Here is a 13,768-nt window from a genome sequence, read left to right on the forward strand (position 1 = left end):
GATGGCGGTTGTACAGACGCATACAATCGTGTGATTGACTACGCACCGTCAGCCACTCAGTCTTCCTGCTCCATTTTTCACCGGCGGAGACACTCGATGCCCTTCGTAACGATAGACGGCCAACCCCTTCACTACATCGATCAAGGCAGCGGCCCTGCAGTTCTGCTGGCCGGCAGTTACCTGTGGGACCAGACCATGTGGGCGCCGCAGATAACCGCGTTGTCGCAACGGTATCGGGTGATTGCATTGGACCTGTGGGGCCACGGTGAATCCGGGGCGCTGCCCGAAGGAACAACCTCGCTGGACGATGTGGCGCGTCAGGCATTGGCGCTGCTCGATCATCTGGATATCGATCGAGTGACCCTGGTCGGCCTGTCGGTCGGTGGCATGTGGGGCGTGCGTCTGGCGCTGTCGGCGCCGCAACGGCTCAACGGGTTGGTGTTGATGGACACCTACGTGGGAGTCGAACCGGAAGCGACTCGGCAGTACTACTTTTCGCTGTTCAAGATGATTGAAGAGAGCGGCGTGATTGCACCGCAACTGCTGGATATCGTGGTGCCGATCTTCTTCCGCCCGGGCATTGATCCGCAGTCGGCGCTGTATCAGGACTTCCGCGCAAAACTGGCTGCACTGCCAGCGGAAAGATTGCGCGAAAGCATCGTGCCGATGGGGCGGATTACCTTTGGCCGGGATGATCTGTTGCTGCGCCTGGGTGAGTTGAATGGCGCGACGACGCTGGTGATGTGCGGCGATCAGGACAAGCCACGGCCGCCTTCGGAAGCCCATGAAATGGCGGAGCTGATCGGTTGTCCGTGTGTGCTGGTGCCAGAGGCGGGGCATATTTCCAATCTGGAAAATCCGGAGTTTGTGACTGAAGCGCTGCTGTCATTTTTGTCGGCGCGTAATCCGGCGTAGCGCTTACGATAAAGATCGCAGCCTGCGGCAGCTCCTACAGAACCGGTGACCCTTGTAGGAGCTGCCGCAGGCTGCGATCTTTTGATCTTGCTTATTTAGGCCCGAGAATCTTCGCCAACTTGTCCGGCGACGGCGCCCCTTGCTGTTGCTGCAACTCGCCCTTGTCATCCATATAGAAAATCGCCGGAGTGGCTTGCAGCTCCAGGTCTTCCATCAACTGCATATTGGCTGCGAGTTTGGCCTGAATTGCCGGTGGTACTTCTTTCAAGGCCTTGAGCGAACTGCCTTTGCCGGCCGATTCGTGATCCGCCAGGGCTTTTTGCGGGTCCTTGGCAGCCAGCAGCGCCGCGGATTTGCCGGGGCTGTCTTCACGGATGATGCCGACCATGATGTGCCGCAATTGCACCTTGCCGGACTTGACCCAGGGCCGCGCCTGTTCCCAGAACATGTTGCAGTAAGGGCAGTTCGGGTCGCTGAACATGTAGACGACTCGCGGCGCATCCTTCTTGCCGTCGGCGATCCAGTTGCTCGCTTCCATCTTGCCCCAGACTTCCTTGGCCATCGGCGCGTACACCAGCTTCTGCAACGGCGCGCTGCTCAGGTCATTACCGTCGGCGTCGTACAGATTGCCCAGCAGCACGTGCTTGCCATCCGGCGTCAGATACAGCGCCATGCCGCGGTTCTGGTATTGCGCCGCGTAGCCGCGCAAGCCATCGGGAGCGTCAAACTGGCCGACGATTTTTGCACCCTTGGCTTCGATCTTCTTGATCGCCTCGGGCAGCTCTTCGGCCTGAACCGACGGCAGGTGCAGCAGGGCGGCACCCAGGGTCAGGGTCAGCAGGTGGCGGAGGCGGGGCATGGCAGTTTCCTTGAAGAAGTGGCAGGTGCGGTGTCGAAATTTTCCAGTGCGCGAGCCAGGCTGGCTTGCGACAGTTCGCCCAAATGGCTGCCTAGCAGGCGACCGTCGGGGTTGTAGAACAGCGTAGTCGGCAAGGCCATCGAACCGACGGCCTGGCCCAAACGGCCGCTGCCGTCGAACAGCACGTTGGACAGGCTCAAGCCCTGGGTTTCCAGAAAGGTAGCGACGCTTTGCATGCTTTCGGCCTGATTGACGAACAGGAAGGTCAGGTCCGGGCGCTGCATCTGGGCGTTTTCCAGCACCGGCATTTCCCGGCGACATGGCGGACACCAGGTCGCCCATAGATTGATCACCAACGGGCCGCCCTTGTAGTCCGCCAGTTGCACAGTTTGCCCGGCGGCATTGCGCAGGGTGATTTCCGGCAGGCGCGTGCCTTGTTCATAAATCGTCAGTGAGAAGGTCGCCAGCAACCAGAACGCCAGGCCGCTGACCACGCCAAAGCCCAGCGGGCGGCGCAAACCCGGACGACGCCAGCCCCGGTACAGCGTCGCGAGCACCAGCGCGATCACCCCCGGCCAGGCGAGGAAACCACCGTCGCGCAGATCGATGACCTGCCACGGATCGTTGCGATAGTGCGTCCAGTACATCGCGACGAAACTGATTCGTGCCGCGAGCATGCCGATCAGAAACAGACTGAACAGCGCCGACTCGGGGTTCTCGCCACCGCGCTTGGCCACCCGCCAACCCACGAACGTCGCCAGCGCCAAGGCACTGATCAGCAGCAGATGGTTAAGCGCGATGGCAAAGGTGCCGAGGGTGAAGGTCAGCATTAACGGGCATCTCGGGTGGTGGTCCAGCGTTGCAGGAAAGTGTCGGCATCGACCTCGCCGGTGATGCGCTGGCTGCGACGCTCGTTGCCGTCGGCGCCGATCCACAGCAGGCTCGGTGGCCCCGGCACTTTATAACGGCCGAGCAGTTCGCGGCTGGCGGCATTGTCGGTGGTGACGTCGAGTCGGAGCAAGCGCACGTCGCTGAGGGCTTCGTGCACTTTGGCTTTGCCGAAGACCTGTTTTTCCATGACCTTGCACGACACGCACCAGTCCGCGTAATAGTCCAGCAGCACCCACTGGCCCTGCGCTTGCGCCGCGTCGAGTTCCCGCTGCAGCACGGCGGGGTCCTTAATGGTGGTGAAGGCGTCGTGGCCCGCTGGTTCGGCGGCGACGGCCGAACTGGAAGCGCGGAACACCTGCAACGGCTTGAACGGATCATCACTGCCACCCGCCGCGCCAATCATCAACAGGCTGCCCCACAAACCCAGCAGCAGCGAGGTGGCGCCGAACAGATGCGCGATGCGTCCGAAACCTTCCGACTGTTTCCAGGCGCTGTAGGCCGCGATCAACAGCAACGCACCACACAAGCCGACCCACAGCGATTCATCCAGTACCGGGCGCAACATCAGCAGCGCCGTGGCGAGAAACAGGAAACCGAAAATGCCTTTGACCAGGTTCATCCAGGCACCTGGCTTGGGCATGAAGCGATTGCCGACGGTCACCAGCAGCAACAACGGCACACCGATGCCGATGCCCATGGCAAACAGAATCAACCCACCGTGCAGTGCGTTGCCGCTCTGCGCAATGTAGAGCAGCGCGCCGGCCAGTGGCGCGGTCATGCACGGGCCGACCAGCAGACCGGACAAGGCGCCCAGTACGCCAGCGCCGATCAGGCTGCCCCCGCGTTGATTGCGCGAGACGTTTTCCAGACGATCACGCACCGCCACTGGCAGTTGCAGTTCGAAGAAGCCAAACATCGGCAACGCCAGCAACACGAAAATCGCCGCGAAACTGCCGAGCAGCCAAGGGTTCTGCAACAGTGCCTGCAGGTTCGCCCCGAGCAACGCCGCCAGCACACCCATCGCCGCATACACCAACGCCATGCTCACCACATAGCTGCTGGCCAGGGCAAAACCGCGCTTGGGCGTGGCGCCGCTGCCGACGATCAGCCCGGCCAGAATCGGCAGCATGGGCAGCGAGCACGGGGTAAAGGCCAGCAGCAGGCCGAGGCCGAAGAACACCATAAGGCTCCAACCCAATGCCCGCTGTTGCAAGTCGCTGGCCAACGCCTGGTCCGGCGCTTCATTGCTCGCAGCGGTGGCCGCTTTACCACCCAGATCCACGACTTGCGTCTGCGGCGGATAACACAAACCGGCATCGGCACAGCCCTGGAACCCCACCTTGATCTGGCCGCTGGCACCGGCCGGGATTTTCAGTTCAAGGCCCTGGCGATAGACCTGCTGTTCACCGAAAAACTCGTCGCTGTGGGCTTCACCTTCCGGCAGCACGGGATGCTGGTCGGCAGGCAAGTCATCGAATTTCAACCGTTTCTGATAAAGGTAATAGCCATCGGAAATCTGCCAGAACAGCTGGGTTTCACCTGATTCGAGGCGCTCGGAGGTGAAAACAAAGGCTTTTTCCACCGGCAAAAAATCAGGTTTGGTTTCGAAAGGATTCGCTCCAGCCTGGGCCACCCCAGAGATCAAGAAAATAAAAAACAAAAACAGTCGACGCATGGGTAGGCCTTATCCCTGTGCAAGTGAAGTGCACAATGGCGGGCGGCGATTAACCAATGATTAACCGCGCCTGACCTCGTTGCGTCATCAACTCCTCAGGAGTCCGGGCCAGCTTTCATCATCGATTTTTATGGGGCCAGACTCTGCTTTGTAGTTTTTGAGGTTGTATCTGATGTATTCGTTATTGGTAAGAAAAATGTAGTAGTACGTGCTAAGAAGGGGGGCGTCGTTTTGGACCGCCGTTATAATTCGATCTTTGTATTGGGATACGCCTGGCCAGGAGTTAGAAGTTATCGGTAGCCGTTTTATTGTGTTATCTGTAAAGCTGTAAATGAGGTAGTGTCCGTCATTCATCAAGAAATGAAATCTGTTCTTCGGCGCAAAAGTATCCCACCACGTACCGGTAATGATTTTATCAAAGTACGGAACTAACGAGCGCCAAATGGATTTTTCAAGACGATAAAACCCCGCAGTAGTATCACGATCCTGATCATACTTGCAGACCATGGGCGTATCGCCGTCGTAATAAAACAGCCACAAAATATCGTCCCCTCCACCCCAGGAGCCTCCCAGCGCCGGAGCTGCAAAGCCGAAGCGCAGATTTTTTAGTGCAACATGCGCTGCTCCCCAATTATCAAATGTGATGTCGGTGGGGTAACCGTCTTCAACCGTGTTGGAGGCGATATCAAATCGTGAGTACCGATTGGTGTCTTTGAAGAAGAAGTAAATTTTATCCTTGCCTGAGCGCCAGTCGACGGCTACGAAGTTTTGAAGTCCTGACATTGGTTAATTCCTTTTGGTTTTTATGAGTGTTGCGCGGGGCTTTGTTTTTCTTGTTTTAAAGGTATCGCTACATGAGGTTTATTAGGAAGCGGATTGGAGGGGTTATTTGTTTCAATATCTATGTTTCTGTTTTGGAAATGGAAGTTTGTTTTTTTGCAGTAAGCAGTTTGTCTGGCGATCAGCGCTTCAGCCTGGAAACGAGTCCTTTGCGGCTACCTGTCGACTTGCCATAATTAAGCCTTAATCCTGGATTGCTTGACTGACGTTTTCCTGCCGCGGAGCTCCCTATGCATGTACTCGTTTGCGAAGACGATGAGCTGATCGCCAGTGGCATCGTCGCCGGCCTGACCGCCCAGGGCCTGACCGTGGAGCACGTCGCCACGGCGTCCGCTGCCCGGGCGATGCTCAAGGTCGCGGAGTTCGACGTCATGGTGCTCGACCTCGGCCTTCCCGATGAAGACGGTTTGAAGCTGTTGCAGCAGTTGCGCCACAACGGCCTTGAGCTGCCGGTGCTGATCCTCACCGCCCGGGATTCGGTCACTGACCGCGTCGACGGCTTGCAGGCCGGCGCGGACGATTACCTGCTCAAGCCGTTCGATCTGCGCGAACTGGCTGCGCGCCTGCACACCCTGTTGCGTCGGGTGGCGGGGCGCAGCGTCAACCTGATCGAACACGGCGCTCTGACTTACGACCCAAGCAGCCGCGAAACCACCCTGGCCGGGCAACCGGTGGACCTGTCGCGTCGCGAGCAATCGCTATTGCAGGCCTTGCTGCATAACCGTGGCCGGGTGTTGTCCACCGAGCAGCTCAAGGACAGCGTCTACGGTTTCAACGACGAACTGGAAAGCAACGCCCTCAACGTCCACATCCATCACCTGCGACGCAAACTCGGCAACGGCATTGTCGAGACCGTGCGCGGTCTGGGCTATCGCCTGGGGCCGGCTGACGGCGGAGATCAATCGAAGTGATGAGTTTGCGTTTGCGCCTGAGCCTGACGCTCGGCACCGCGTTTGCGCTGATCTGGGCGCTGGCGGCGGCCTGGATGCTCAGCGACCTGCGCAATCAAATGATGTTTTCTCTCGACCAGCGCCTGGTGGCGTCGGCGCGGATGGTCGCCGGGTTGATGGAGCAATTGCCGCCGTTGCCGAGCAAGGGTGAGGGCACTCATTTCAGTGCCGAACAGCTGAACATCCCCGGCGGCATGGCCTGTCAGGTCAGTTCGTTGCGCGGGGAAATCCTCGCCCGTAGCCACAGTGATCCGGGCCAGACTTTGGAAGCCGAGAAAATGGGCTTTCACGACCAGATGATCGACGGCGCGCCGTGGCGCAGTTTCACCCTGGCGAGGGGCGATCTGCGGATCACCACTGCCGATCGACAAATCGAGCGCGAGGCCTTGAACATGTCGATCCTGCTGGCAGCCTCGGTGCCGGTGGGTGTGGCGTTGCTCGGTTGCCTGTGCCTGCTGTGGCTGGGCATCGGCCAGGGATTGGCGCCGCTCAACCGCATGCGCGATGCCTTGATGCGTCGCAGCCCCGATTCGCTGGAACCCTTGCAGGTCCAGCCATTACCCAGCGAATTGCAACCGTTGCTGGAGACGCAGAATCAGCTGTTCCAGCGCATCGGCAAGACCATTGAACGCGAGCGTCGCCTGACCGGAGACGCCGCCCATGAGTTGCGCAGCCCGCTGACCGCGATCAAGACTCACCTGCAAGTGGCGCGCATGACCGACGGCGCAGCGCGGGATCAATCCCTGGCCCGGGCCGAGGAGGGCGCCGACCGATTGCATCGGACTCTTGAGCAATTGCTGTTGCTGGCGCGGGTCGAGGGCAGTCTGTCGTTCGATGACGGCGTGCAATGCAGTGCCGAGCAAGTGGCCAGACTGGCGATCCAGGATACGGCCGGTGGCGATCGCCAGCGTATCAAGTTTGCGGTGCCGGACAGGTTCTCCCACGCACCGGTGAAAATGCCCGCTGTCCTTTCGATTGCTGCGCTGCGCAACTTGCTGGACAACGCCCTGCGCCATACACCCGGCGACGGAACGGTGGAACTGAGCCTGCAAACTACCGGCAACCGTGCGCACTTTGTGGTGCGCGATCATGGCCCGGGCATTGCCGAGGACGACCTGCAACACCTGACCCAACGTTTCTGGCGCAACGGCCAGAGCACCGGGTGTGGCTTGGGCCTGGCGATTGTTCAGGCCATCGTCCAGCGCTGCGGCTGCACCCTGCATTTCGACAGCCGCCCGGATGGCTTGCGCGTCGAACTGACCCTGCCGCTGCAATCGGTCTGAAAAACACAACAAGATCCTGTGGGAGCGGGCTTGCCCGCGATGAGGCCGTCACATTCAATATTGATGTTGACTGTTACACCGCCATCGCGGGCAAGCCCGCTTCCACAGGTTTTGGTGTACATCAAAAGTAACGTCTCTCCATTGGCCGTCCAGAGCTCGCGCGACTATCGTTCCTCACACTCAATGGATTGAGGTAACAGCGCCATGGACGAACCCATACACACCTGCAAGGCAACCCCGGCCGACGCCGGCATCATCAGCCGCATCATCGAACGCTCCATTCGCGTCGGCTGCGCGCTCGACCATCGCAACGATCCGCACATCGTCGCCACCTGGACCCACAACAAAACCATCGAACACATCCAGCCGTGGCTGACCGACCCGCGGTTGTACCTGAACATCGCCCTGCTGCAGGACAAACCAATTGGCGTCGCCATGGCCGCGACCAACGGCGCGCTGGCGTTCTGTTACGTGCAACCGGAGTGGTTTCGCCGAGGCGCCGGGCAGGCGCTGGTGCACGACCTCGAAGGGTGGTTGATCGCACGGGGCCTGTGCCGGGCGCGACTCAACAGCACCAAAACCAGCGAAGCCTTTTATCGGCATCTGGGCTATGAGCCGTGTGCACGAACCTTCATGGTCGCGGGGCTGCATGCCATCCCTATGCACAAGGGCTTGGTGCCGCCTTCATAGAAAGCCGATCGAGGGTCTAAATCCCCGGTGCCCTGATGCGTTTCCAGAACAGGAAAACCTTATTGAGGGGTCGAGAGATGTCAGTCGCTACCAGCCTTATGGAAGATCAGTCGGTCCGGAACACTCCGGCACCGGCCGAGACGCTTTATCAATTCAACGAATCGCCGTTGCTCGCCCGTCAGAGCCAGCAGGAATCCAACGCCCGCAGCTACCCGCGACACATCCCCCTGGCGCTCAAGCGTGCCAAGGGGCTGTATGTCGAAGACGTCGAAGGCCGCACGTTTATTGATTGCCTGGCGGGCGCCGGGACCTTGGCCCTGGGGCATAACCATCCGGTGGTGATTGAAGCGATCCAGCAAGTGCTGAGCGATGAACTGCCGCTGCATACCCTGGACCTGACCACGCCGGTCAAGGATCAATTCGTTCAAGACCTGTTCGGCCTGCTGCCACCGGCACTGGCCGCTGAAGCGAAAATCCAGTTCTGCGGCCCCACCGGCACCGACGCCGTGGAAGCGGCGCTGAAACTTGTGCGCACCGCCACTGGCCGCAGCACCGTGCTGTCGTTCCAGGGCGGTTACCACGGCATGAGCCAGGGCGCGTTGAGCCTGATGGGGAGCCTGGGGCCGAAAAAGCCTTTGGGTGCCTTGCTCAGCAGCGGCGTGCAGTTCATGCCATATCCCTACGATTACCGTTGCCCGTTCGGACTGGGCGGTGCGCAAGGGGTGAAGGCCAATCTGAATTACCTGGAAAACCTGCTCAACGACCCCGAGGCCGGCGTGCAATTGCCAGCGGCGGTGATTGTTGAAGTGGTGCAGGGCGAGGGCGGGGTCATACCTGCTGATCTGGATTGGTTGCGCGGTTTGCGCCGAATCACCGAAAAGGCCGGCGTGGCGCTGATCGTCGACGAGATCCAGAGCGGTTTTGCCCGCACCGGCAAGATGTTCGCCTTCGAGCATGCCGGGATCATTCCGGATGTGGTGGTGATGTCCAAAGCTATCGGCGGCAGCCTGCCGCTGGCGGTGGTGGTGTATCGCGACTGGCTCGACACCTGGTTGCCGGGCGCCCATGCCGGGACGTTCCGCGGCAATCAGATGGCCATGGCTGCCGGTTCTGCGGTGATGCGCTACCTGATCGAACACAAGATTTGCGATCACGCGGCGGCCATGGGCGAGCGCCTGAGCGAGCATCTGCGCATCTTGCAGCGGGACTTCCCGCAACTGGGTGACATTCGCGGTCGCGGGCTGATGCTCGGCGTTGAGCTGGTTGATCCAAACGGTGCTGCGGATGCCTTGGGCCATCCACCGGTGTTTGCACGCCTGGCGCCGTTGGTACAGCGCGAATGCCTCAAGCGCGGCTTGATCCTCGAACTGGGCGGCCGCCATGGCGCCGTGGTGCGCTTCCTGCCGCCGCTGGTGATTACCGCCGCGGAAATCGACCGGGTCGCGGAGATTTTCGGCCGGGCCATGGCCGCTGCTACTGCCAATCTGTAAATTTCCCGGCCCTCGAAACGTTCCTTCTACATAGCGGCTGTACGCAGCGTGCGGCCCACCCTACAACGATGGAGAGACAGCATGACGTCAGTATTCGACCGCGAGGACATCCGATTTCAGGTCGTGGTCAACCACGAAGAGCAATACTCGATCTGGCCCGACTACAAAGCCGTGCCTGAAGGCTGGCGCACCGTGGGCAAGAGCGGGCTGAAGAAAGAGTGCCTGGCTTACATCGAAGAAACCTGGACGGATATGCGGCCATTGAGTTTGCGGCGCAAGATGGATGAGCAGGCTGTCGCTCACTAATCATCGACGCAAAAAAAGCCCGCTGGACTGGTGACGGTCAGCGGGTTTTTTCATGGCCAGCGGTAAACTTTGTAGGAGCCGGCTTGCTGGCGATAGCGGCGAGTCAGGCGCGGCGATGTCGACTGAACGGCCGCCATCGCCAGCCGACTCCTACAAGGGAATGCGTGGCCTGATCGCTGGTTCGTACGAATTTCCCCTGTAGGAGCTGACGAGTGAAACGAGGCTGCGATCTTTTGATTTGTTTTTTAGAGCAAGATCAAAAGATCGCAGCCTTCGGCAGCTCCTACAGGGGGGAAGTGATGATCAGCCACTCAAGCCTCTGATCACCAAATCCACATTCCCCTCCAGCTCAGCCACCGGATCAGCGGTGTCGACGCTCAACACCACCAAGCGACTTCCGGCTTCGGCGATTACCGCTTTCAGCGCATCCGACGGCTGGCGATGGTGCAACACCACCGCGACGTCATTGTCCTTGAGCGTTGCCCCCAATCCCTTCAACGCCTCAGGCGTCCACTCGGCATCCGGTCTTGCATCCAGGCCAACCAGCTCAAGATTGAGACCGCCGATCAGGTAGCCGAAATGATCGCTCAGGCTCATCACACTCAAATTGTCGGCAGCCGCCAGACGCGCCTCGCTGTCGGCGCTGAGTTTGAGCAGGCGCTGTTTCAGTGCCGCCAGATTGGCCTCGATCGCTGGCTTGGCCTTGGGCGCCAGACGCACCAGGTCTGCCGCCATTACGTCCGCCATGCGCCCCATGTTGTTACTGGCCAGCCACGGCTGGCTGTTCAAGCCATCGACCTTGCTGCCCGGTTGCACGGCAATGCCGGGCAGGGCGCCGTCCACCGGGCGGGCGGCATCGACTTCGACGATGCGGATGTTGCTGCGTCGGGAGATCGGGTACAGCGGGTCATCCGCCCACAGCGAGCGCAGGCCGATCACTGCATCAGCGTCGGTCGCGAGTTTGGCCAGCGCCGGCGCACCACGGCCGGTGAAGTAAGCGGTCTGCCGACTGCCGGGCAAGTTCGCCGGTGCCGCACGTTCCAGGCTGACATCGGTGCCCTTGAGCAGCACTTCGCCCAACCCGTAAGTGATCGGCAAGGACGCCAGTACGCGCAGCGGTTTGGCGGTGTCTGCCGCGAAAGCAGTGTGGGCCAGACCACACAGGGCCACAGCCAGGGTCAGTTGACGCAGAGAAAATGACATTTATCCAAGGTTCCCTTTCAGGCTGGGGACGACGCCGCGCGCAATGGCGGCCAGGGCGAAGGCGATACCGGCCACCAGAATGATCGCGGCACCGGACGGAATCGGCAGGTCGAAGACGATCGGCGCGAGAATCCCGCACAAGGTGCTCACCGTGGCGATCAACACCGAACACCAGAAGAAACCCTTCAGCGATTGACTGAGCAAACGCGCGGCCGCTGCCGGGATCACCAACAGGGCGCCGACCAGAATCGCACCGATGACTTTCACGGCGGCGACGGTGATTAGCGTCACCAGAATCACGAACAAATAATCCAGCGTCTTCACCGCCACACCGCGCACCGCCGCCAGTTGCGGATTGAAACTGGCGAGCATGATGCGGTTGTACAACGGCAGGGCCAGGGCCATCACCAGCGAACCGACGATGGCCAGCACCAGCAAATCATTGCCGTTGACCGTCAACACCGAACCGAACAGTACGTTTTCCAAAATATGCACGTTGATCTTGCCCGCCAGAATCAGCAACAGGCTCGCACCCAGCGCCAGGGACACCGAGAGGAACACGCCGATCAAGGTGTCCGGCGCCAGACCGGTACGGTTGCGCAGGTAATTGAGCAAGATGCCGAACAGCAGGCAGTAGCCGAACAAACTGCCGTAAGGCCCGGTATAGGGTTCACCCAGCAGAATGCCGATGGCCACACCGGTCAAGGCTGCGTGACCCACCGCTTCGGAGAAAAACGCGAAGCGCTTGACCACCACGAGCGTGCCCAATCCACCGAGCACCGGGCCGATCAGCAGTCCGGCGAGCAACGCATTGACGACGAATCCATAAGCCAGCGCCTCGGGCAGGTAACCCGACGAGGCCCAGCCCTGAACCATCAAACGAAAGGCTTCGTAACTCATCAGGCAAGGCTCCGTGGATGGGTCGAAAACAGCGTCAGCAGACGATCGGGGGTCAGCGCCTGTTGCGGTGTGGCGTCGAACAGCACCCGACGATTGAGCCCGGTTACGTGATCGGCCAGCCGTCCAACGGCTTCCAGATCGTGCTCGATCCACAGCACCGTGATGCCCGCCGCGCGCCAATCGCCGAGCAAGCGCTCGAACACCTGAATACCGGCCTCATCAAGGGCCGACATTGGCTCATCGAGTACCAGCAATTGCGGCGTCGGGATCAGCCCTTGCGCCAGTAATACGCGCTGACGCTCACCGCCCGACAACGCACCCATGCGCCGCTTGCGCTTGTCCTGCATGCCGACTCGCTCCAGCGCTTCGCCGATCGCCGCCGCGTAATGCTTGCTCAAGCCGAGGAAGGCCGGGCGCCGTTGGCACATGGCGGCCATGAAATCGTCGACGGTCATCGGCAGGCCACGGTCGAATTCCAGTGCCTGCGGCACGTAGCCGATGGTTCCCGGTTCGCCCGGCCATTGCAGGCTCAAACGGCCCTGATGGGGCATCTGCCCGAGCAGGGTCTTGATCAAGGAGCTCTTGCCGCCACCATTCGGGCCGACCAGCGCATGCACGCTGCCTGGCTGGACCTGAAAGGTGACCTTGTCGAGGATTGTCGTGCGACCCAGCGTCAGGCTGACCTGCGCAAAATCCAGCGTCGGCCCCGAACCCTGTAGGAGCGAGCCTGCTCGCGATTGCGGTGTGTCATTCAATGAAGATGTCGCCGGACCGGACGCCTTCGCGAGCAGGCTCGCTCCAACAGGGGATTCGCTGATGATTTCTTTTGCGGTCATGCACCGGACTCCTGAATCGCCCGCACCACGGTGTTGAGGTTGCCGGTCATTTCCTTTTCGTATTTGTCGGCGGTGTATTCGCCGTAGGAAATGTGCGACAGCGGGTACAGCTTCACCCCGGATTCACGCTGGATGGTGTCAACGTAGGTGGACGGGAAATCCATCTCCGAGAAGATCACCTTCACGTCCAGTTCACGCAGTTGGTCGATGGTTTTTTTCAGCTGGCTCGGGCTCGGCTCGATGCCGTGGGCCGGTTCGACCACCGCCGTCACCTCCAGGCCGAATTCGCGCAGCAGGTAGTCGTAGGCCGCGTGCACTGTGGCCACGCGCAGTTCGGCGTTCGGCGCCTGGGTCAGTTTGGCCAGGGCATCGGCGCGCATCTTGCGCAGGCGTTTGCCGTAGGCGCGGGCGTTTTCGGTGTAGGTCTTGGCGTTCGCCGGGTCGAGTTTGCCCAGTTCCCGGGCGATGTTGTTGACCTGGGCAATCGAGGCGCTGATCGACAGGAAGGTGTGCGGGTTCACTACTTTACCGGCGCCGCGCGCGGCCACCCCGGTGGCGGCCAGCAGTGGTACGTTTTCGTTGGCTTCGATCACCGGCACGTTTGGCGTTTCGCTGGCGGCGATCATGCGGTCGGCGAAGTCGTCATGACCGACGCCGTTGAGCACGATCACGTCGAGGCCGCTGATGCGCTTGATGTCTTCGGCGCGGGGCTCGTAGGCGTGGGGGTTGAAGCCGGCCGGAATCAGCGGCACCACCTCGGCCTTGTCGCCGACGATGTTGGCCACGTAGCTGTAATAAGGGTGCAGGGTGATGCCGATGCGCAGGCGCTTGGCCTCGTCGGCGCTGGCCAGGGGAGTCAGCAGGCAGGCCAGCAAGCCGACCAGCGTCAGGCGCAGAACAGAACGTAGAGATGAAATGGGCATGGGAAAG

At 60.7% G+C, this 13,768-nt stretch carries 14 protein-coding genes; 6 read left to right on the forward strand and 8 right to left on the reverse strand.

Going from position 1 to position 13,768, the window contains the following annotated elements; all coding sequences use genetic code 11:
* The first annotated feature begins 96 nt into the window (after window positions 1-96).
* The gene (locus KGB21_RS13930; RefSeq protein ID WP_223505432.1) at window positions 97-915 is read left to right on the forward strand and encodes an alpha/beta fold hydrolase; all 819 of its coding nucleotides are present in this window, start codon (window positions 97-99) and stop codon (window positions 913-915) included.
* Between the two features lie 91 nt (window positions 916-1,006).
* Here KGB21_RS13930 and dsbG read toward each other — a convergent pair whose 3' ends face one another.
* The 4 genes from dsbG to KGB21_RS13950 all read right to left on the reverse strand — a co-directional run bounded on the left by dsbG (window position 1,007) and on the right by KGB21_RS13950 (window position 5,123).
* The gene (gene dsbG, locus KGB21_RS13935; protein WP_034151354.1) at window positions 1,007-1,774 is read right to left on the reverse strand and encodes a thiol:disulfide interchange protein DsbG; all 768 of its coding nucleotides are present in this window, start codon (window positions 1,772-1,774) and stop codon (window positions 1,007-1,009) included.
* Window positions 1,750-2,604 (reverse strand): TlpA disulfide reductase family protein, encoded by an 855-nt coding sequence (locus KGB21_RS13940; protein ID WP_223505433.1) that lies wholly within the window; start codon window positions 2,602-2,604, stop codon window positions 1,750-1,752. Before KGB21_RS13940 ends, dsbG begins: the two co-directional genes overlap by 25 nt.
* On the reverse strand, window positions 2,604-4,340 hold the full coding sequence (gene dsbD / locus KGB21_RS13945) for a protein-disulfide reductase DsbD (protein ID WP_223505434.1): 1,737 nt from the start codon (window positions 4,338-4,340) through the stop codon (window positions 2,604-2,606). The genes KGB21_RS13940 and dsbD overlap by 1 nt, the downstream gene beginning before the upstream one ends.
* Window positions 4,341-4,427: 87 nt before the next feature.
* Entirely contained in the window at window positions 4,428-5,123 is a 696-nt protein-coding gene (locus tag KGB21_RS13950; protein ID WP_223505435.1) for a hypothetical protein, read from the reverse strand.
* 287 nt (window positions 5,124-5,410) lie between these two features.
* Here KGB21_RS13950 and KGB21_RS13955 point away from each other — a divergent pair, with 287 nt between their 5' ends.
* The 5 genes from KGB21_RS13955 (at window position 5,411) to KGB21_RS13975 (ending at window position 9,899) form a co-directional block, all read left to right on the forward strand.
* Window positions 5,411-6,091: a response regulator gene (locus KGB21_RS13955; protein ID WP_034151358.1), complete on the forward strand. Its 681-nt coding sequence runs from the start codon at window positions 5,411-5,413 to the stop codon at window positions 6,089-6,091.
* The gene (locus tag KGB21_RS13960) at window positions 6,088-7,413 is read left to right on the forward strand and encodes an ATP-binding protein (RefSeq protein WP_034151359.1); all 1,326 of its coding nucleotides are present in this window, start codon (window positions 6,088-6,090) and stop codon (window positions 7,411-7,413) included. Before KGB21_RS13955 ends, KGB21_RS13960 begins: the two co-directional genes overlap by 4 nt.
* Window positions 7,414-7,617: 204 nt before the next feature.
* The gene (locus KGB21_RS13965; RefSeq protein WP_034151360.1) at window positions 7,618-8,103 is read left to right on the forward strand and encodes a GNAT family N-acetyltransferase; all 486 of its coding nucleotides are present in this window, start codon (window positions 7,618-7,620) and stop codon (window positions 8,101-8,103) included.
* 77 nt (window positions 8,104-8,180) lie between these two features.
* Window positions 8,181-9,593, forward strand: coding sequence for an aspartate aminotransferase family protein (locus KGB21_RS13970; RefSeq protein WP_223505436.1), 1,413 nt, complete (start codon window positions 8,181-8,183; stop codon window positions 9,591-9,593).
* Window positions 9,594-9,674: 81 nt separating this feature from the next.
* Complete coding sequence (locus KGB21_RS13975) at window positions 9,675-9,899, forward strand: MbtH family protein (RefSeq protein WP_034151362.1); 225 nt, start codon at window positions 9,675-9,677, stop codon at window positions 9,897-9,899.
* 303 nt (window positions 9,900-10,202) lie between these two features.
* Here KGB21_RS13975 and KGB21_RS13980 read toward each other — a convergent pair whose 3' ends face one another.
* From KGB21_RS13980 to KGB21_RS13995, 4 genes are read right to left on the reverse strand one after another with little or no spacing between them, the layout of a single operon-like run.
* Window positions 10,203-11,102: a metal ABC transporter substrate-binding protein gene (locus KGB21_RS13980; RefSeq protein ID WP_223505437.1), complete on the reverse strand. Its 900-nt coding sequence runs from the start codon at window positions 11,100-11,102 to the stop codon at window positions 10,203-10,205.
* A complete protein-coding gene (locus tag KGB21_RS13985) occupies window positions 11,103-12,002 on the reverse strand; it encodes a metal ABC transporter permease (protein ID WP_003226663.1) in 900 nt (299 codons plus the stop codon).
* Window positions 12,002-12,838: a metal ABC transporter ATP-binding protein gene (locus KGB21_RS13990; protein WP_223505438.1), complete on the reverse strand. Its 837-nt coding sequence runs from the start codon at window positions 12,836-12,838 to the stop codon at window positions 12,002-12,004. The genes KGB21_RS13985 and KGB21_RS13990 overlap by 1 nt, the downstream gene beginning before the upstream one ends.
* Window positions 12,835-13,761, reverse strand: coding sequence for a metal ABC transporter substrate-binding protein (locus KGB21_RS13995; protein ID WP_034151365.1), 927 nt, complete (start codon window positions 13,759-13,761; stop codon window positions 12,835-12,837). The genes KGB21_RS13990 and KGB21_RS13995 overlap by 4 nt, the downstream gene beginning before the upstream one ends.
* Window positions 13,762-13,768 lie beyond the last annotated feature (7 nt).

Source organism: Pseudomonas sp. GL-RE-29, assembly GCF_019947275.1.
Taxonomy (GTDB): domain Bacteria; phylum Pseudomonadota; class Gammaproteobacteria; order Pseudomonadales; family Pseudomonadaceae; genus Aquipseudomonas; species Aquipseudomonas fluorescens_A.